The 19,020-nt window shown below is 38.0% G+C and carries 17 protein-coding genes, 1 pseudogene and 2 riboswitches; of the genes and pseudogenes, 16 read left to right on the top strand and 2 right to left on the bottom strand.

Going from position 1 to position 19,020, the window contains the following annotated elements; all coding sequences use genetic code 11:
* Positions 1 to 13: 13 nt before the first annotated feature.
* The 14 genes and pseudogenes from MLE14_RS02255 (at position 14) to MLE14_RS02190 (ending at position 15,760) form a co-directional block, all read left to right on the top strand.
* Positions 14 to 655: a polysaccharide deacetylase family protein gene (locus MLE14_RS02255; protein ID WP_313897725.1), complete on the top strand. Its 642-nt coding sequence runs from the start codon at positions 14 to 16 to the stop codon at positions 653 to 655.
* Positions 656 to 877: 222 nt separating this feature from the next.
* The gene (gene yhbH, locus MLE14_RS02250; RefSeq protein ID WP_243296647.1) at positions 878 to 2,050 is read left to right on the top strand and encodes a sporulation protein YhbH; all 1,173 of its coding nucleotides are present in this window, start codon (positions 878 to 880) and stop codon (positions 2,048 to 2,050) included.
* 311 nt (positions 2,051 to 2,361) lie between these two features.
* Complete coding sequence (locus MLE14_RS02245) at positions 2,362 to 3,354, top strand: sugar-binding protein (protein ID WP_243296646.1); 993 nt, start codon at positions 2,362 to 2,364, stop codon at positions 3,352 to 3,354.
* Positions 3,351 to 4,793 (top strand): sensor histidine kinase, encoded by a 1,443-nt coding sequence (locus MLE14_RS02240; protein WP_243296645.1) that lies wholly within the window; start codon positions 3,351 to 3,353, stop codon positions 4,791 to 4,793. Before MLE14_RS02245 ends, MLE14_RS02240 begins: the two co-directional genes overlap by 4 nt.
* 4 nt (positions 4,794 to 4,797) lie before the next feature.
* Complete coding sequence (locus tag MLE14_RS02235; RefSeq protein ID WP_243296644.1) at positions 4,798 to 5,373, top strand: response regulator; 576 nt, start codon at positions 4,798 to 4,800, stop codon at positions 5,371 to 5,373.
* Positions 5,331 to 6,230 carry a helix-turn-helix domain-containing protein gene (locus MLE14_RS02230; protein ID WP_279326744.1) on the top strand — a complete coding sequence of 300 codons (900 nt, stop codon included), beginning with the start codon at positions 5,331 to 5,333 and terminating at the stop codon, positions 6,228 to 6,230. Before MLE14_RS02235 ends, MLE14_RS02230 begins: the two co-directional genes overlap by 43 nt.
* 140 nt (positions 6,231 to 6,370) lie before the next feature.
* On the top strand, positions 6,371 to 7,609 hold the full coding sequence (locus MLE14_RS02225; protein ID WP_390628069.1) for an ABC transporter substrate-binding protein: 1,239 nt from the start codon (positions 6,371 to 6,373) through the stop codon (positions 7,607 to 7,609).
* Positions 7,610 to 7,721: 112 nt separating this feature from the next.
* Entirely contained in the window at positions 7,722 to 8,657 is a 936-nt protein-coding gene (locus MLE14_RS02220; RefSeq protein ID WP_243296740.1) for a carbohydrate ABC transporter permease, read from the top strand.
* On the top strand, positions 8,657 to 9,478 hold the full coding sequence (locus tag MLE14_RS02215; RefSeq protein WP_243296642.1) for a carbohydrate ABC transporter permease: 822 nt from the start codon (positions 8,657 to 8,659) through the stop codon (positions 9,476 to 9,478). Before MLE14_RS02220 ends, MLE14_RS02215 begins: the two co-directional genes overlap by 1 nt.
* 48 nt (positions 9,479 to 9,526) lie before the next feature.
* Positions 9,527 to 9,912 (top strand): annotated as a pseudogene (gene gloA2 / locus MLE14_RS02210) (SMU1112c/YaeR family gloxylase I-like metalloprotein).
* A 372-nt stretch (positions 9,913 to 10,284) separates the two neighbouring features.
* The gene (locus MLE14_RS02205; RefSeq protein ID WP_243296641.1) at positions 10,285 to 11,841 is read left to right on the top strand and encodes an ATP-binding protein; all 1,557 of its coding nucleotides are present in this window, start codon (positions 10,285 to 10,287) and stop codon (positions 11,839 to 11,841) included.
* A gap of 278 nt (positions 11,842 to 12,119) precedes the next feature.
* Entirely contained in the window at positions 12,120 to 13,004 is an 885-nt protein-coding gene (locus tag MLE14_RS02200) for a YitT family protein (protein ID WP_243296640.1), read from the top strand.
* A 126-nt stretch (positions 13,005 to 13,130) separates the two neighbouring features.
* A complete protein-coding gene (gene trhO / locus MLE14_RS02195) occupies positions 13,131 to 14,105 on the top strand; it encodes an oxygen-dependent tRNA uridine(34) hydroxylase TrhO (RefSeq protein WP_243296639.1) in 975 nt (324 codons plus the stop codon).
* 121 nt (positions 14,106 to 14,226) lie between these two features.
* A riboswitch (cyclic di-AMP (ydaO/yuaA leader) is annotated at positions 14,227 to 14,371 on the top strand.
* Positions 14,372 to 14,503: 132 nt separating this feature from the next.
* Positions 14,504 to 15,760: a cation:dicarboxylate symporter family transporter gene (locus tag MLE14_RS02190; RefSeq protein WP_243296637.1), complete on the top strand. Its 1,257-nt coding sequence runs from the start codon at positions 14,504 to 14,506 to the stop codon at positions 15,758 to 15,760.
* A gap of 46 nt (positions 15,761 to 15,806) precedes the next feature.
* On the opposite strand, the gene MLE14_RS02185 is transcribed toward MLE14_RS02190, so the two are convergent.
* Positions 15,807 to 15,998, bottom strand: coding sequence for a hypothetical protein (locus MLE14_RS02185; protein WP_243296636.1), 192 nt, complete (start codon positions 15,996 to 15,998; stop codon positions 15,807 to 15,809).
* Between the two features lie 165 nt (positions 15,999 to 16,163).
* A complete protein-coding gene (locus tag MLE14_RS02180) occupies positions 16,164 to 17,336 on the bottom strand; it encodes a pyridoxal phosphate-dependent aminotransferase (protein WP_243296631.1) in 1,173 nt (390 codons plus the stop codon).
* A 128-nt stretch (positions 17,337 to 17,464) separates the two neighbouring features.
* Between MLE14_RS02180 and MLE14_RS02175 the strand changes: the two genes are divergently transcribed.
* Both MLE14_RS02175 and MLE14_RS02170 read left to right on the top strand, forming a co-directional pair.
* On the top strand, positions 17,465 to 18,241 hold the full coding sequence (locus MLE14_RS02175; RefSeq protein WP_243296629.1) for a carbon-nitrogen family hydrolase: 777 nt from the start codon (positions 17,465 to 17,467) through the stop codon (positions 18,239 to 18,241).
* A 71-nt stretch (positions 18,242 to 18,312) separates the two neighbouring features.
* Positions 18,313 to 18,457, top strand: a riboswitch (SAM riboswitch).
* A 124-nt stretch (positions 18,458 to 18,581) separates the two neighbouring features.
* Positions 18,582 to 19,019 (top strand): hypothetical protein, encoded by a 438-nt coding sequence (locus tag MLE14_RS02170; protein ID WP_243296627.1) that lies wholly within the window; start codon positions 18,582 to 18,584, stop codon positions 19,017 to 19,019.
* Position 19,020 lies beyond the last annotated feature (1 nt).

Raw genomic sequence — 19,020 nt, 5'->3', positions numbered from 1 at the left:
ATACTATGAGCAGATTGCTTCCTATTTCAAACCGAAAATCTATATAACCTTTGATGACGGACCAGCTCCCGCTATGAAGCAAATTCTGGAAACTCTGCATAAATATGATGCAAAAGCCACTTTTTTTATGATTGAAACGCAAATGCGGAAATATCCAGAGTTAGTCAAAAATATGGCAGAGGCAGGACATTACCCAGCGCTTCATAGTGTTTCTCATGATAAAGACAAACTCTACGGCTCTTCACCTGGACCTTTTATAAAAGAAATGCTAGTGTCCCAAGAAACCCTTTATGAAATTACAGGTCACTACTCGTTCCTAACACGAGCGCCATTTGGGAGTAAACCTTACCTGAATGAAAAGTATTTGGATGCATTAGTGGATGAAGGAATGAAATTGTGGGATTGGAATGTCGATCCTCAGGATTGGAAATATGAAGCCAAAGACCCGAATCAAATAGTAAAAAACGTGAAGCAACAGGTTGAAAAAAAGGAAAAAACAGAAGAACCAATCGTTATTCTTCTGCATGTCAGACAGGGCACCGCCAAAGTTCTTCCGGATATCATTGAATTCCTTCAGGATAAAGGATACACCCTTGCTGCTTATGATCCAAATCATCATATTTCGGTGAATTTTTGGGATGATGAGCGTTTGTAATAAGATGGATGTTATACCATAAAAATCAGGCTAGACTTTGGTCTAAATGTCAAAATCGTTTGGAAATTATTTTTGCATTCCTGCATAGGATAGAGTAATCCACTCTTGATATCGGACTCCCCATGATAAAAAGGGTAGAGTGGTCCATTCTAGACCGTCATGATATCGTATGCAAGTAAGTTGGATCTTGTGTCAAAGGAAAATTATATAGGAGGGGAAAAAATGTCACATTCAGACAATGGTCAATTTGTTTTGTCACAAGAAGATTGGTCCCTCCATCGGAAAGGGCACGATGATCAGCAACGTCATCAAGAAAAGGTGCAGGAAGCCATTAGGAACAATTTGCCGGATCTTATAACAGAAGAAAGTATCATCATGTCCAACGGCCGCGATGTAGTAAAGATTCCGATCCGTTCCTTAGATGAGTATAAAATTAGATATAACTATGATAAAAACAAGCACGTCGGTCAGGGAGATGGGGATAGTCAGGTTGGCGACGTAATTGCAAGAGAGCCATCCAATCAAAAGGGACCTGGTAAAGGCCAGGGGGCAGGAGATCAGCCGGGTGAAGATTACTATGAAGCAGAGGTTTCTCTGATGGAACTGGAAGAAGCATTATTTAGCCAGCTGGAGCTTCCAAATTTGAAGAGAAAAGAAAATGATCAGCATGTAGTAGAAAATATTGAGTTCAATGATATCCGCAAAACAGGACTAATGGGCAATATTGATAAAAAACGAACGATGATGGCTGCCTTTAAGCGTAATGCGATGGCAGGAGAACCAAGTTTTTATCCAATTTATCCAGAGGATTTGAAGTTTAAAACCTGGAATGAAGTGAAGAAGCCAGATTCAAAGGCTGTGGTGCTTGCGATGATGGATACGAGCGGTTCCATGGGAATCTGGGAAAAATATATGGCGAGAAGCTTCTTCTTTTGGATGACACGATTTCTTAGAACGAAATATGAAACGGTAGAAATTGAATTCATTGCCCACCATACTGAAGCAAAAGTTGTGAGCGAAGAGGATTTCTTTTCCAAAGGGGAAAGCGGAGGAACGATTTGTTCGTCAGCCTATAAAAAGGCATTAGAATTGATTGAGGACCAATACTCTCCTTCACGTTTCAATATTTACCCATTCCATTTTTCCGATGGGGATAATTTAACCTCAGACAACGCCCGCTGTGTCAAGCTTGTAGAAGAGCTGATGGAAAAATCAAATATGTTTGGTTATGGCGAGGTTAATCAATATAATCGGCACTCGACTCTTATGAGTGCATATAAAAACATTCGCCACGAAAAGTTCCGCCATTATATTTTAAAACAAAGAGTTGATGTATTTCATGCGATGCGGACATTCTTTCAGAAGCAGGAAGAGGGATCAAAGCAGTACGCTTAACAAAGGAGTTTATCCCATTATAAAAACATGAGACCACAGATCTTTTCAAAGATTTCTGTGGTTTTTTTTTATACTTTATGTATAAAATTTTTGCGATGAAGCCAATACGACGCAGTCAAAATTTAGGAATCATGTCCAATCGCCAGGATGGCCTAGCCTGGCGAGGCCACTGCGGCGTTTCGAGCGTTATAAGTGCAACTATGACTCTGACTTCGCCTTAAGGCTAGTCAGCCGGCGAGTTTTCTTTATAACTATCTTTTACGATCATAGTAGCAACAGTTCGTCCAATTCGGGAGGAGAAGCTGGGATTTATGTATAAAAAGATAATCAATCTGGTCGTTCTTGTTATTCTTATTACCAGTTTTTTATTAATGACTTATTACGGTGTAAATACCTTTCATGTTAAATCTAATCCTATTGAACCGCAGGATTTCCAATATCATTTTGTCCTGATTTCAGAAGAAACGAATAATGATTATTGGAGACTGATTGAAAGCGGTGCAATTGATGCTGCAAAAAAACATAATGTGTACCTGGAATATTTAGGACCATCACATGCAAATATGAGTGAACATGTACGAATTTTCGATAAGGCCATTGCAGGAAAAGTAGACGGAATTATGATTCAGGGGATATCCGATAAAGAATTTACACCATTAATCAATAAAGCAAGAGAAAAAGGAATATCCATCGTTACAATCGATACGGATGCTCCCAATAGCCGGAGAGAGGTCTATGTAGGAACAGATAATTATCAATCTGGCTATATGGCGGGACAAGCTTTGATTGAGGATACGGTTGGTGAGCAGAAGGTTGGAGTTGTTATTGGCCGTTCGGCTGCTTCCAACCAGGATCTGCGTTTACAAGGTTTTATGGATGCGATCAAATCTGAAAGCCGTATTCAGATTGTTGGTGTTAAAGAATCGAATATTACAAAAACGGGAGCTGTTCAAGCGACCTATGATTTGTTAAAAGAACATCCTGATATCACAGCTTTTTATGGTACAAGTGCATTAGATGGCATCGGAATCACTCAAGTGATTCGCACTATACGTCCGAATTTGAATCCGTATATTATCACATTTGATACACTTCCTGAAACAGTAGAATTATTAAGTAAGGGAGAAATTGACGCGATCGTAGTCCAATATCCATATGAAATGGGATTCCGTGCCGTTGAAATGTTAATAGAATTAAAGGATGGCAGACACCCTGAACCTCTTCAATATACAAAAACAGAAATATTGCACCAAAAAGACCTATCTTCTCTTCAAAATGATCAAAAAGGGGATATGGCCAGATGAAATCCATCCGCAGTAAATTAATGGCTTACTTTTTTATTTTTGTTATCTTATTTAATCTTGTGGCTATTGCTATTTATGCAAGCAGCAATCAGCTTATGAATGAATATAACTCAAGCCTGCAGCGCTTTATCATTTTAAACTCCATTTCACAAAGAACCAATCAATTATATGAGAAGGTAAACACGTTTGTAGTAGAAAGAGATGTCAGGTATGTAGAGGAGTTTCAGATTATTAGGAGAATTCTTGAAGCAGAAAAGAATAACCTGTCAATAAAAATGACAAATATTGACCGATTTCAGCTAAATAAATTTGAAAATATGATTGATACCCTAATCGAACAAAGTGAATTAACGATTGGATTTGCATTGCGTGATGACATTGATTTGTATACATACTATTTCGAAGAAGTCCAAAACACAACTCAATATATTAAAGAAACAACTCTAGAACTGATTGATCTGGAACTGACGGAATACCAGAATTTTTATCAGCAGCTCAATGAAAGAAATGATTCATTTAGAAAATTTATTGTTTATCTTTTCTCAACATCTGTCCTATTAGCTATTATCATGGCACTTATATTTTCAAAAGGAATAAACCGTCCGATCCAAGTATTAACTAAAACCGCTGAGGAAGTGTCAGCTGGTAAATTGGACGGAAAAAATATCGAAATCAATTCAAATGATGAGTTAAAAATTCTTGGTGATACTTTTAACCATATGCGCAACAATATTCGGGAATTAATTGATGAAATCAAGAAAAAATCAGAATTAGACCAACTGTTAAAGGAGTTGGAACTTAAGCATTTGCAGAATCAAATCAATCCTCATTTTTTATTTAATACGTTAAATACAATTTCCCGAACCGCCTATTTTGAGAACGCAGCTCAGACCTCTAAATTAATTGCATCCGTTTCGTCTCTGCTTCGGTATAGTCTGGGGGATATCAATAAGTCTGTAACCCTCAAGGAAGAAGTAAATGTTGTAAAAGATTATTTTCATATTCAGCGGACAAGGTTTGCAGATCGAATCAGCTTCAAAACAGAAATAGATGATTCTTGTCTTTATATAGAAGTGCCTCGCCTGATTTTACAGCCACTGATTGAAAATGCTTTTATTCATGGAGTAGAAGGATTAGAAGCAGGAGGAGAGATTCGGTTAACGATTGAGAAGGCAGGCAACTATGCCAAAGTAGAAATTTTCGATAATGGGGCAGGAATGGATGAAAAAACGATAGGAAAGTTTATGAAATTAAAGAATGATCCATATTCCGCAAATCATACAGGCCATACGACAGGATTAGGACTAGAAAATGTAATTAGAAGATTGCAATTATATTATAATCAGCAAAATATTGTTCATATTCGGTCAAACCGTAACGCGGGAACAACGATATGCCTGTTTTTGCCTATTACAAAAGGATCAGCAGAAGGGGTGTAAATGAATGGATATAAAAATGATCCTGGCAGATGATGAAATGATAGAAAGAAAAGCAATGAAAAAATTAATAGAAGACCATTTCGGCGAAGGACTGGTAATTGGTGAAGCAGCGAACGGAAGACAAGCAATCGAGCTGGCAGACAAGCTGCACCCTGATCTAATTTTAATGGATGTGAAAATGCCGGGCATCAACGGACTTGAGGCTATCGAAAAGATTCAAATCAAACATAAGAATATTAAATTTATTATGGTCTCTGCCTATGATTCTTTTGAATATTTAAAAAAGGCTATGAATGAGGGCGTTAAGGAATATATTTTAAAGCCGGCAGAGGAAGAGGAAACGATTCAAACCATTATAAGAGTCTATCAGGAAATTTTAAGAGAAAGGGAACAAATTCAAAAGCAAAGGCAGAGCCTAGAAATTTCTAGGCAATATTTCTTAAAAAAAATCATTGGATTTAATATAAATGAGGAAACCTGGTGTTTAAAAAACGAGTTATTTCCTGATATGAAGTGCGGTTACTTTATTATTTATGAATGGGAGGACGATCAGGATATTCATTTTTACTGGACAGATTGAATAATTGGACAGATTCGCCATTTATCTATCATGTCCAAAAGAACCAGATGATTCTGTTTTTTATACTGCAGGAACGAATCAGAAAAGAAGAGATCATCAAATTGGGAAGGAGGCTTTTTATTGCTTCTGGCAACAAAACGTGGATTGGCTTGGGTCATCCATATGATAAACTTGAAGACCTTCCCAGATCTTATCAGGATGCATTACTTGCTATTCAGCAAATCAAGAAATTTAAGAAAGGCGGATACAGTTTTCCAACTAATGCTTCACATTCGATGGCTGAACTCAAAGATAAAATAGTAGATTGTATATTAAAAACAGAATCGATCCAAGCGTTTCAGCAGGTAAAAGATATGTTACGGGATGAAAAGAATATCGAAATCATTCAGGAATTTCATTTTGAAATCAAACAAGCCTTACATAAAAAAGGTATTCATGTTAACGACTTCCATATTCGGAATTGGCTTGAATTAGACGAGTGGGAAAAATTTTTGCAATATTGCTGTTTGCAGGTTCACCACTATTTTCATTCTAAGGGATATATTGAACGCGCCAAAACCTATATACAGCAAAACTATCATAAGCCAATTACGCTAGAAGAGGTCGCAGAACATGTAGATTTAAGCGCACCTTACTTTACAAAACTATTTAAAGAAAAGACAAATAAGACATTTATTGATTATTTAACAGAGATTAGGTTAACAAAGGCAAAAGAGCTGCTTTTGGAACATCAATTATCCTTTAAAGAGATTTGTTTTCAGGTAGGATATAGAGACCCGAATTACTTTAGCCGTGTTTTTAAAAAATATTATCATCTTTCTCCAAGGGAGTTTCAAAACCAAATATTAAAAAAGTAAAGAAGTTCTTAAAATAGTACAGAATTTTATTTCTATTTTAATGGATGAAAACATTTAAACTTGGGTTGTAAGCGCTAACAAATAAACAAGGGGGAAGATGGATGAAACGATGGTCTTTGATTTTGTCAGCTGTGCTTATCATGTCAATTTTTCTGGCAGCCTGCAACAATCAGGAAACCGCAACATCCGGCGGGGATGAGAATGGGAATGAAAAGCTCGAAATCTTCAGCTGGTGGACAGGTGCTGGGGAAGAAGATGGCTTATTAGCATTATTGGATGTATTTAATGAAAAATACCCGGATATTGCAGTTGAGAATGCTGCAGTAGCTGGCGGAGCAGGAACTAATGCAAAAGCCGTTTTAGCAAGCCGTATGCAGGGAAATGACCCGCCTTCAACTTTTCAGGTTCATGGCGGTGCTGAATTAAATACAAGCTGGGTAGCAGCCGGCAAAATGGAACCATTAAATGACTTATATGAACAAGAGGGATGGAATGACAAATTCCCGCAAGATTTAATTGATATGGTGAGCCAGGACGGAAATATTTATTCTGTCCCAGTGAATATTCACCGCGGTAATGTATTATGGTACAACAAAAAAATATTTGAAGAGAATGGTTTAGAGCCTCCGACTACATTTGATGAATTTTTCGAAGTGGCCGATGCCTTACAGGCAAAGGGAATTACACCATTAGCTCTAGGCGATAAAGAGCCTTGGACAGCCACACAAATTTTTGAAAATATTTTATTGGCACAATTAGGTGCAGAAGATTACGGAAAATTATGGACGGGCGAAATCCCATTTGATGATGCAAAAGTTGTAGAATCTGCAGAGATTTTTAAGAAAATGCTTGCTTATATTAATGAAGATCATAGTTCACGCAACTGGCAGGATGCTTCTCAATTAGTTGGAAGTGGCGAAGCAGCCATGAATATTATGGGTGACTGGGCTAAAGGTTATTTTGTCAATAATTTGAATTTATCCGTTAATGAGGATTTTGGATATAGTGCGACACCAGATTCGGATGGACTATTCATGGTCATCACAGATACATTTGGTTTGCCAAAAGGCGTTGAAAATGCGGAGGATGTGAAAAAATTCCTAAGTGTGCTTGGATCAGCAGAAGGTCAGGATGCATTTAATCCGCTAAAAGGGTCGATTCCAGCAAGAGTAGATGCTGACCTTTCTAAATATGATCCATACGGAAAGGATACAATGGAAGACTTTAAAAATTCTGCCCTTGCTCCAAGTCTTGCACACGGCTCCGCGGCACCTGAAGGGTTTCTAACAAGAGTCAATCAAGCGGTCAATATATTTGTGACTCAGCAGGATGTTGATCAATTTATTGATTCGCTTGTAACTGCTTCTGCAGATTTATAGGAAACAGAAAGGGGGGATTACTCCCCCTTTTGTTATAAATAAGAGCGTGTTTAAGTAATAGGTTAAGGAGGGCGGCATCATGAAACCCGCAGAAGTAACCGTAACCCAAACGATGAAGTCTATAAAAACAAACAAAAAAAGGGTTTCAAAGGACCAGTGGCTTGCGATTACGTTTATCATGCCATCTATCATACTTGTAGCCATTTTTGTTTATGGGTTTGTCACCTGGACCGGTTATGTGTCAGTGAGCAATTGGAATACCATTGTCCCTGATTTTTCATTTGCAGGGTTAAAAAATTACTTATTTTTGTTTAGTGACTTCAGATTCCAGGCCGATTTGCGCAATACTTTAGCGTTTACGATTCTTTTTATTGGTCTGGTCATTTTATTAGGTCTTGGTTTAGGTGTATTGCTTGATCAAAAAATGATACGCGGAGAATCTATTTTCCGTAATATTTTCTTTTTTCCAATGGCATTATCATTTGTTGTAACAGGTGTCATTTGGCAATGGTTATTAAACCCCTCAACAGGTATGAATATTTTTTTAAAAACCTTTGGAATCGAGCCAAAATGGTATACGGATACAACGATTTTGGCAGGTTTTCAATGGGGAAACATTGAATTTGGTTTACCGGTAGCTATTATAGCTGTAGTAATTGCTGCGGTCTGGCAAATGACGGGATTTTCACTTGCCATGTATTTAGCGGGATTGAGGGGGATTCCAGATGAAATCCGTGAAGCAGCGAGAATCGATGGATGTTCTGAATTTCAAGTGTATTGGAAGGTCATTATACCCTTATTACGGCCCATTACGGTGAGTGTAATTATTATGATGGCTCATATTTCATTAAAAATATTTGATTTAATCTATGCCATGACCGGACCGGGTGCCAACTTTGTAACGGATGTTCCAGGTGTGTATATGTTTGAAGCGACATTCCGGGGTAATTATTACGCAAATGGGGCTACAATTGCCATTATTATGCTGCTGATGGTAGCCATTTTTATTATTCCTTATTTATGGAAGAATAGAAAGGGGGATTCGTAATGGTTTTAGGAAAAATAAGCCGCCCCCTTCTTTACATCGTATTAATTGGTTTCAGTTTCTTTTTCCTCTTGCCTGTTTATGTAATGTTCATAACTAGCTTAAAGCCGCTTGATGAGATATCTTTAGAACAAATGTGGGCGCTGCCAACTTCTTTTGAAATCAGCAGTTACATCGAAGCTTTTAGCAAGCTTGCGCCTAATTTTTTGAATTCCATTTATTTAGTCGTACCAGCAACCATTCTTTCGGCTATATTAGGTGCGATGAACGGGTATGTGCTCTCCAAATGGAAATTTAAAGGCTCTGAGCTGCTATTTACTTTTATTTTATTTGGGATGTTCCTGCCTTATCAGAGTATTTTAATACCGCTGATCCAATTTTTAAGGGAAATCGGGCTGTATAATTCAATTGCCGGGCTTATTTTTGTTCATGTTGTGTATGGGATTCCAGTTACCACATTAATGTTCCGAAATTTTTATGCCAATATCCCCCATGAAATGATTGAGTCGGCTAAAATCGATGGTGCAGGTTTTCTGCGGATATTCCGTTACATTATTTTGCCGCTCTCCATCTCAGGCTTCGTAGTGGTTGGAATTTGGCAATTTACGAATATTTGGAATGAATTTTTATTTGCTGTAACCATTACCCAATCAGATAAGCAGCCTATCATGGTAGCTTTGCAAAATTTATCTGGCAGTCAAATTGTTCAGTGGAATGTTCAAATGGCTGGGGCTCTTATCGCGGCATTTCCAACCTTGCTTGTTTATATATTTCTTGGAAAATATTTTGTCAGGGGACTATTGGCAGGCTCGGTGAAAGGATAATATTTTTTAATGATTTATTTGCCAAAGCACAGTAGGGAGTATATGCAAATGTTACTAAAAAGCATTCATCATGTGGCGATTATTTGCTCTGATTACGAAAAATCAAAGAGGTTTTATACGGAAGTATTGGGACTGGAAGCAATCGGTGAGCATTATCGGGAGGAAAGGCAATCGTATAAACTAGACTTAGCCATTCATGAACACTATCAAATTGAGCTGTTTTCATTTCCTGATCCTCCTGAGCGAAAAAGTTATCCTGAAGCGGCCGTTTAAGACATATTGCTTTTTCAGTGGGCTCAATCGAAAAAGCTGTAAATGACCTTCATAAAAAAGGAGTTCAAACTGAGCCAATCCGGATAGATCCTTTTACCCAAAAGGCCTATACGTTTCTCACAGATCCAGATGGATTGCCAATTGAACTTTATGAGGAATAGCAGAAAAGTCCGTTCATTATTGAGCGGACTTTTTAGTGATTTCTGTTTCCAAATTAAAATAATAGCGGCTAATTGTCCATATCAATCGGAATGATTTATGAAAATTGCTAACAAATTGGTTTAAGTTTGTACATAATGGGATAATTACACATAAATAGGAAATAAATTTACCTTTTCACCAAATTCTAGTAAAATAGTAGTATTCTTTTTAATTTTTTTAAAATCCTCTATACCTTTTCGTTACTTGGCTTGTCATCAACATTTCTTATCATTTTCAGTAATATACATTAATATTACATGCATTGAATTTCTTCAGCTTAAACAGAGATCAAGATTGTTATGCTAAACAAAATGACTGAAGGAGAAAGTTACATGACACCTAATGATGAAAATCAGGAAGAACGCAACAAACAAAATCATTTGAGCCAATTAGCTTCAGTCGGACAGATTGCAGCTGGGATTGCTCATGAAGTGCGAAATCCATTGACTGCCGTTAAAGGATTTTTACAGCTGCTGCAAAATGAAGACAGAGCCGAATATATTGAGATTGCCCAATCGGAATTAGATAACGCGTTAACCACTTTAAATAACCTTTTGCAGGTTTCCAAACCTGATCTGGAAAATGAAGAAGAACAGCCGATTCATTTAGCGGCTGAATTAGAATCTGTCTTAAATTTATTCCAGGACCGACTGTACGATGTCGAATTAATAACGGATATTCAAGATTCCGAAATCGTAATTTATGGCAAGAAAAATCAATTTAAAAAAGCTTTTTTTAATCTGATAAAAAATGCTTTTGAATCAATTGAGGGAAAAGGCAAGATTTGGGTTAGCCACTATGCTTCAAAAAATAACATCATTGTATCGATTCGAGATACGGGTGTGGGGATTCCAGAAGATAAAATAGCAATATTAGGTACCCCATTTTTTTCGACAAAACATCAAGGAACCGGGATGGGATTAACACAAGTATTCACAGTGGTATATCAGCATGGCGGTGAAATTTCCGTTGAAAGCAAGGAAAATGAAGGGACTACCTTTACCTTAACGATACCACAGAGGGCCATGACTAACAAAAGGGGTGTTAGAAAGTTGGAGCTTGAATTCGAAAAAGATTTTTCGATGAAGGACTTTTTTACAAAAAATAGAACTAAATTTGAAGATCGACTGCTGGATCAGGCTATTAATGTCAGAGAAAAAATTGATGAAATTTTAGCCGTGGGTAATATCGATCTCATTAATAATGCCCAAAAATTAGTGATCCTCGTCATTGAAGAAAGAGAGCATGAACTCATTACCTTTGCTAAACAAGAAGGAATTGCCTGGGCCAAATATTCATTAACGATTGCTTTTAAATTGGAATGGGTTCAGGCTATTAGAAGAACATTATGGGACTTTTTATATAATTATATGGCTCAAATTCAACCGGAACATAGTTTAGAAGAATTTTTCGCACTAGAGCAGCAAATTAACGAATTAATGGATCAGTTTTTAAATCACTTTTTTATCAGTTATTCTAAATATAAAGATGAAGTGCTACTGGCACAAAGGGAATTAGTTGAAAATCTATCCGTTCCTATTATTCCAATTACTCCTTCGATTAGTATTTTGCCTCTGATTGGCAAAATGGACGAATATAGGATCAGAACGATTGAAGAAAAAGTGCTGGAAGAAATCAGTGAACTGCATATTCAAACCTTGATTATGGACCTTTCTGGTGTAGGATATATGGAAGCAGAAGTTATGCAGCATCTGATCAGAATCATAGATGGAGTTTCATTAATGGGTTGTAAAACCGTTCTCACTGGCATTCGTCCGGAAATTGTAAAGAATGTTGTTAAATCGGGGATTAGTTTGGAGAAAAAGGCAACCGCCAAAGGGACATTGCAATTAGCACTTCGGGATTATTTAGGTTTGCCAAAAGAATAAGGTTTATATTATTGGAATTATATAAATTACTCTATATTTTATAAAATGTATTAAAAACGCTGACGGATGGAATAAAAGGGAGGTAAGTCTTTTGAAACAGAGGCTTGCCTCTTATTTTAGTTAAACTTTCATGGGTTAAGGTAAATTCTAAAAAGTTTCAATTTTTTCTTCGCCGCGTTGTGGTCATGTTAAAATAAAAAATAATAGGTATTTTCCCCCGATTTTTCCGAACATTTTCTTATATGTTTTATATTTTATGAAAGATGGGAGAGTGTTGGATGGAACCAGAGTATGTAACGATGCACCAGCATAAAAAAAGTACGAAAATCAAAATAGTAAATAGAGTTATTTTTGTTATTTTGGGTGCCATATTAGTAGCTGTAGGTCTTGAAATTTTTCTTGTGCCCAATCAAATCATTGATGGCGGAATCGTTGGAGTTTCCATCATCATTTCCCACCTGACCGGGATTAAACTTGGAATCCTGCTATTTGTCTTAAACCTTCCTTTCTTCTTCTTGGGGTATAAACAAATTGGGAAAACATTTGCTCTCACTACCCTCGGAGGCATTACTGCCCTTTCTATTTCAACAACCATTCTTCACCCAGTTCCAGTTTTAACAGAAGATTTATTGCTTGCCGCTGTTTTTGGAGGAATGATTCTCGGTGTTGGCGTGGGAATGGTCATTCGCAACGGCGGATCATTAGACGGAACAGAAATATTAGCAATTCTTTTTAATAAAAAGATCCCTTTTTCAGTCGGTGAAGTCGTTATGTTTTTCAACATATTTATTCTGGGAAGCGCTGGTTTCGTTTTTGGCTGGGATCGGGCAATGTACTCATTAATGGCTTATTTTATAGCATATAAAATGATTGATATAACGATTCAGGGATTTGAAACATCGAAGTCTGTTTGGATTATTAGTAATCACCATAAGGAAATAGCAGATGCTTTAAATGATCGGCTTGGAAGGGGAGTCACCTATTTAGATGGGGAAGGCGCTTATTCTGGAGATTTTAAAAAAGTGATTTTTTGTGTAATTACCCGGCTAGAAGAGGCAAAACTAAAAAGTATCGTCGAGGATATTGATCCCAATGCTTTTTTAGCAGTGGGAGACATCCATGATGTGAAAGGCGGAAGGTTCAAAAAACGTGATATCCATTAAAATGGAAATGACAGACACTTGCTTTTCTTCGGTAACTTTTATAAAATGTTTGGTTGTAAGAAAAGTGTATCAATGCCCCGTACATTTATATCTTGCAAATATAAAGTAATAGGTGGTTGATGAAAAATGACAGAAGGAAAACAATACAGAGTATTGCTTTACTACAAGTATGTTCAAATTGACAATCCAGAGGAATTTGCGAAAAGCCATTTGAAATTCTGTAAGGAAATTGGTTTGAAGGGCAGAATTTTAGTAGCTAACGAAGGAATCAATGGTACTGTTTCCGGTACAATTGAGCAAACCAATAAATACATGGAGACGATGAAACAAGATCCTCGTTTTGCAGACATGGTCTTCAAAATTGATGAAGCTGATGGACATGCCTTCAAAAAAATGCATGTGCGTCCAAGACCGGAGCTTGTTACTCTTCGTCTGGAAGATGATATTGATCCAAACGAATTAACTGGGGAGTATTTAAGCCCTAAAGAATTTTATAAAAGAATGCAAGAAGAAAACGTGGTTGTGCTCGATGCACGTAATACGTATGAATATGATTTAGGTCACTTCAGAGGGGCAATCAGACCTGATGTTGAAACATTCCGTGACCTTCCAAAATGGGTTCGTGAAAACAAGCACCTGCTTGAGGGCAAGAAAATTCTAACTTACTGCACCGGTGGAATCCGTTGTGAAAAATTCTCAGGCTGGCTCAAAAAAGAAGGCTTTGAAGATGTAGGACAGCTTCACGGCGGTATTGTAACTTATGGACAAGACCCAGAGGTTCAAGGTGAGCTTTGGGATGGTTCATTGTATGTATTTGATGAAAGAATATCTGTTCCGGTTAACCGCAAAGAACATGTTGTGGTCGGCCGCGACTATTTTACTGGCGAACCATGTGAACGCTATGTTAATTGTGCAAACCCAGAGTGCAACAAACAGCTTCTGATGTCTGAAGAAAGTGAGCATAAATATATGCGTTCTTGTTCTCATGAATGCCGTGTTCATCCAAGAAACCGCTATGTTGTGGAACATCAAATGACTCAAGAACAAATCAATGAACGCCTTCAAAAAATTGAAGACGAAAAAGTGAAACAGGAAGCGTAATTGTAATAAGACCCGCCTTTTTTATGGCGGGTTTTAATATGAATTTCAGATAAATTTCCAAGAAACAACACAAGTAAAAATCTTTACGGTAATATTATTTTAGTATATTATTAGTGAGTATTGTTAAAAATCGCTTAATCTTTTAAAAGAACGGGGGAACCATTTTTAGCGTTTGTTCGCTTAGGGGTGAATTCCTTAGTGAAGGGGCTACATGTTTCCGAGTCCTAACCCGACAGCTAACCTCGTCAGCGTCTAAAAGGGAACAGTAAGAAAATTGTTTCGTAATTAAGACACAGCGGTGTCTTTTTTTACGGAGAAAAACAGTTATTTGTTTTGTTACCCTTTCCTAGACTTTTTGTTTTAAACAATATTGATTTTACAGAAGGTGAGGGAAAACAGTGAAAAAAATTAGTTTAGCTGGCCAAATCTTTATCGGCCTGTTATTTGGGATTATAGTAGGTGCGATTTTTTATGGGAATCCAGAGGTTGCCTCATACCTGCAACCGATTGGAGATACATTTTTACGTCTGATTAAGATGATTGTTGTACCAATCGTAGTCGCCAGTATAGTCGTTGCCGTTGCTGGTGTTGGAGATATTAAGCAGTTAGGTAAAATTGGCGGTAAAACCATACTTTATTTTGAAATAATAACAACTATTGCCATCATCGTGGGAATTGCATCTGCAAATATTTTTCAGCCTGGTGCTGGTGTCAATATGACCGATTTGGAAACAACAGATATTAACAGTTATGTCGATACAGCTGAATCCGAGGAAAGTAAGACCCTGGTTGATAAATTAGTTCAGATTGTTCCGACTAATCCTATTGCAGCCATTGCAGAAGGAGACATGCTAGCGATTATTTTCTTCTCCCTAATGTTTGGATTAGGAGTAGCAGCCATTGGCGAAAAGGGAAAACCTGTTTTAGCCTTTTTCCAAGGAACAGCTGATGCCATGTTCTATATAACAAATATAATCATGAAATTGGCTCCATTTGGTGTATTCGCCTTAATTGGAGTGACCGTTTCAAAATTTGGATTATCATCACTTATTCCACTTGGAAAATTAGTGCTGACTGTATATGGAACGATGATATTCTTTGTACTGGCCATCTTAGGCATTGTTGCCAAAATGGCAGGATTCAGTATTTTTAAATTAATTAAGTTATTAAAAGACGAATTGATCTTAGCTTTTTCAACTGCAAGCTCAGAAGCGGTTCTTCCAAAGATAATGGAGAAAATGGAAAAAGCAGGTTGTCCAAAGCACATTACTTCCTTCGTCATACCGACCGGATACTCTTTTAACTTAGACGGATCTACGTTATATCAAGCATTAGCCGCTATTTTTATTGCACAAATGTTTGGAATTGATATGAGTATTTCCGAACAAATTTCCTTAATGCTAGTATTAATGGTTACGTCAAAAGGTATTGCTGGCGTTCCTGGAGTTTCATTTGTTGTCCTGTTAGCGACACTCGGAACAGTTGGGCTGCCGATTGAAGGTCTTGCCTTTATTGCAGGAATTGACCGAATCCTCGATATGGGACGTACAGCAGTAAACGTTGTCGGAAATTCCCTTGCAGCAATTGTCATTTCCAAATGGGAAGGCGTATTTAAACCGAAACAAGATAAAAATGTCTTAGAACAGGCATCGTAGACCATAAAAATAGTCAGGATTAGATCATACCTAATCCTGACTTTCTTTATTTTTGGATGAATTGGTTAGTTGTTTGACTCAGATTTGCTTGACTGTGTATGTCAGCCTCTGCTTCATTTTTGAGTTCTAACGCTTCTGGATTAAATCGGCGATTTTTCTTTTTGGAAATGATATCGGCAATGACGGCAAATGAAATTAATCCCCCTGAAAGAATTAAAATAACTGACCACAATGGCATAATCGCCACCTCCTAATCAATAATGACCCTACATATGCAACACTTCTTTATTTCTATTATAACACAAAAAGACTTAATTATCAGAAAACAAGTATAAAAGCAGGAGCCTGACTTTCATTGTGCTAAAGCCGACGCCAGGAAGCAAATTCTTTTATTGTACTTAATTTAAAAAGGAAACGCCTCTTTGATTCGCTTCGCAGCTTCCTGCAGCCGCGCTTCAGAGGTTAACAGCCCGGCTCGGACAAAGCCTTCCCCATGAGTCCCAAACCCGATCCCTGGTGCAACTGCAACATGTGCTTTTTTAAGTAAAATGTCTGAAAAGGCTTGTGATGTTTGTCCTTCTGGGACCTTTAGCCAAGCAAAAAAGGAGCCCGGTGGGGCCTGAACCTTCCAGCCAATTTCATGCAAGGCTGAAATAAAGGCATCTCGTCTTGATTCGTAGGTGACGCGAAGCTCATGAACACATGCCTGTGGTCCAAGCAGTGCTGCAGCAGCTGCTTCTTGAACGGCACCAAAAAGACTGACATACATATGATCCTGATAAAGCTCGATGGCTTGAATGACACTTTTGTTTCCGACAGCAAAACCGACACGCCAGCCAGCCATATTATACGTTTTGGAAAGTGTATAAATTTCAATTCCTACCTCTTTAGCTCCTTCAGCCTGCAAGAAGCTGGGTGGCTTTACTCCGTCAAATCCGACAGCTCCGTAGGCAAAATCATGGACGACACAAACATTATTCTTTTCTGCCCAATCCACTGTTTCTTTAAAAAAGCTGGAAGTGGCAACAGCGCCTGTTGGATTGTTTGGATAATTTAAAATCATCAGCTTAGCCCGTTTCCTCACGGCTTCGGGTATATCCTCATAAATAGGCAAAAATTGGTTTTCCTCTAATAGAGGCATTGTATACATTTCAGTTCGTGCCAGTGTAATACCAGACCAATAGTCAGGATATCCTGGATCTGGCACTAAGACGATATCACCCGGATTACAAAGGCATGTTGGCAATTCAACAAGCCCTGCCTTGCCTCCAAATAGCACAGCAACCTCTGTCGCAGGGTCTATTTTTACGCCATATTCTCTTTCATAAAAGGCTGCTACAGCCTCTTTTAAAAACAAATGGCCGCGAAAAGGTGAATATCTATGATGAATGGGATTACTTGCCGCCTTCTGCAGGGCTTCCACAATATGCGACGGGGTTGGAAGATCCGGATTACCCTGGCCTAAATTGATGACATCATGGCCTTGGGCTGTCAGACGCCCAACCTTTTCAACAAGAGCAGCAAAAAATTGCTTGGGCAGAGCATTGAGTATTTCCGAAGAAGGATAATGGACCAATGAAAACACCTCGTGAATTTATTTAAACTTTTTGAAAAGAAATTCTTTTCAATTTCTAGTTACAAATGGTATAACGGAAAAAGCAAACTGTAAAGAGTTCGTTTCAAAATAAAAAGGAGGAACAGGCCATGAAAATCGGTTGTATTCAAATGGATATCGCTTATGGAAAGCCGGAAATAAATTTTTCCAGAGTGGAACAATGGGTGAGCAAAGGTGCAAAAGATGGGCATGAAGTCCTTTTGCTTCCCGAACTTTGGAACACTGGATATGATTTAACGAGGCTTGATGAAATCGCAGATCAAGAAGCTCAAAAATCAATCGAATTTTTAAAGGGATTAGCCATGAAATGGAATGTCCATCTTGTAGCTGGTTCAGTTGCCAATCAAACAGAAGATGGGGTTAAGAATACACTGCTTGTTATTAATAAATCAGGAGAGCTTATTAAAAGGTATAGTAAGCTCCACCTTTTTAAACTTATGGATGAGCATTTGCATTTAACCGCTGGCAGAGAGGACGGGCATTTTGAGATCGAGGGGTTACCGGCAGCAGGATTTATTTGCTACGATATTCGGTTCCCAGAGTGGATTCGCAAACATGTGGTAGAAGGTGCTCATGTGTTATTTGTTGTAGCCGAATGGCCACTCCCTCGGATACAGCATTGGAAAAATCTTTTAGTGGCGCGTGCCATTGAAAATCAGGCGTTTGTGGTTGCTTGCAATCGAGTAGGAGAGGACCCGGCGAATACGTTTGGAGGTCACTCCCTGATTATAGATCCTTGGGGAGAGATATTGTCCGAAGGCGGAACGGATGAGGAGATTGTTTCAGCTGATGTTGACTTTTCAGTGATTGAAGATATTAGAAAAAGAATTCCTATTTTCGAAGACAGGAGACCAGATTTTTATTAGAATATTTGACATGGATTGTATTTCCTTGTATATTCAAAGACGAAACATATGAAAAACCAATAGTACTTTTTCTCTTATCAAGAGCAGGCTGAGGGAATTGGCCCAATGAAGCCCAGCAACCGACCGTAATACCATTGTGAGACGGGGCGAAGATTTCGCCATTTGTAAGGCACGGTGCTAAATCCAACAGAAAGATGACTTTCTGGAAGATAAGAGGTGAGAAGATTGTGACTTCAAGCCTCTTTCTTGTGAGAAAGGGGTTTTTTTGATTCCTTGTAACAAGGGAAAGAAAAAAGATCCCTGCCTCTTAAGAAAACAAGAAAAAGGAGCGGGACTCAGCATGAATATTCAACCTTTAAATCCACAATCAGTAGAATGGAAAGAAAATTATATCCAGGTTCTGAACCAACAATCTTTACCAGAACGCACTGAATATTTAAAACTGCACACTATTGAGGAAGTTCATGACAGTATCGCCACGCAAAAAGTAATAGAGGAACCAGACATTAGGGTAACTGCTGCTTTTGGCTTAGCCCTTGCAGCACAAGCTTATACTACTTGTGATTTAGAAGAATGGAAAGCCCAGCTAAAGAAAGACAGAGATTACATCGAAAAAGTAAATCCTACTGTGAATAAGCTTTCCGCAAGTCTAAATAGGATGATGAAATCTGTGGCTGATGCACGGACGCTTAATGAAGCCAAAACGGACATTATACATGAAGCGATCAAAATTCAAATCGAGGAAGAGAGCAAATTAATGAAACAGGCAGACCTATGAA

The organism is Bacillus litorisediminis, assembly GCF_022808645.1.
In the GTDB taxonomy this organism is placed as follows: Bacteria; Bacillota; Bacilli; order Bacillales; family JC228; genus Bacillus_BF; species Bacillus_BF litorisediminis.
Note: the sequence above shows the minus strand (reverse complement) of the source record. Positions and strands in the feature narration are given on the sequence as shown.

Bases quoted from the DNA above. Each gene is read 5' to 3' on its own strand.
- MLE14_RS02170 (WP_243296627.1), top strand. From the start codon at position 18,582: ATGAATATTCAACCTTTAAATCCACAATCAGTAGAATGGAAAGAAAAT.
- MLE14_RS02215 (WP_243296642.1), top strand. From the start codon at position 8,657: ATGGTTTTAGGAAAAATAAGCCGCCCCCTTCTTTACATCGTATTAATT.
- yhbH (WP_243296647.1), top strand. From the start codon at position 878: ATGTCACATTCAGACAATGGTCAATTTGTTTTGTCACAAGAAGATTGG.
- MLE14_RS02235 (WP_243296644.1), top strand. From the start codon at position 4,798: ATGGATATAAAAATGATCCTGGCAGATGATGAAATGATAGAAAGAAAA.
- MLE14_RS02200 (WP_243296640.1), top strand. From the start codon at position 12,120: ATGGAACCAGAGTATGTAACGATGCACCAGCATAAAAAAAGTACGAAA.
- MLE14_RS02205 (WP_243296641.1), top strand. From the start codon at position 10,285: ATGACACCTAATGATGAAAATCAGGAAGAACGCAACAAACAAAATCAT.
- MLE14_RS02225 (WP_390628069.1), top strand. From the start codon at position 6,371: ATGTCAATTTTTCTGGCAGCCTGCAACAATCAGGAAACCGCAACATCC.
- MLE14_RS02220 (WP_243296740.1), top strand. From the start codon at position 7,722: ATGAAGTCTATAAAAACAAACAAAAAAAGGGTTTCAAAGGACCAGTGG.
- MLE14_RS02175 (WP_243296629.1), top strand. From the start codon at position 17,465: ATGAAAATCGGTTGTATTCAAATGGATATCGCTTATGGAAAGCCGGAA.
- trhO (WP_243296639.1), top strand. From the start codon at position 13,131: ATGACAGAAGGAAAACAATACAGAGTATTGCTTTACTACAAGTATGTT.
- MLE14_RS02185 (WP_243296636.1), bottom strand. From the start codon at position 15,998: ATGCCATTGTGGTCAGTTATTTTAATTCTTTCAGGGGGATTAATTTCA.
- MLE14_RS02245 (WP_243296646.1), top strand. From the start codon at position 2,362: ATGTATAAAAAGATAATCAATCTGGTCGTTCTTGTTATTCTTATTACC.
- MLE14_RS02240 (WP_243296645.1), top strand. From the start codon at position 3,351: ATGAAATCCATCCGCAGTAAATTAATGGCTTACTTTTTTATTTTTGTT.
- MLE14_RS02230 (WP_279326744.1), top strand. From the start codon at position 5,331: ATGGGAGGACGATCAGGATATTCATTTTTACTGGACAGATTGAATAAT.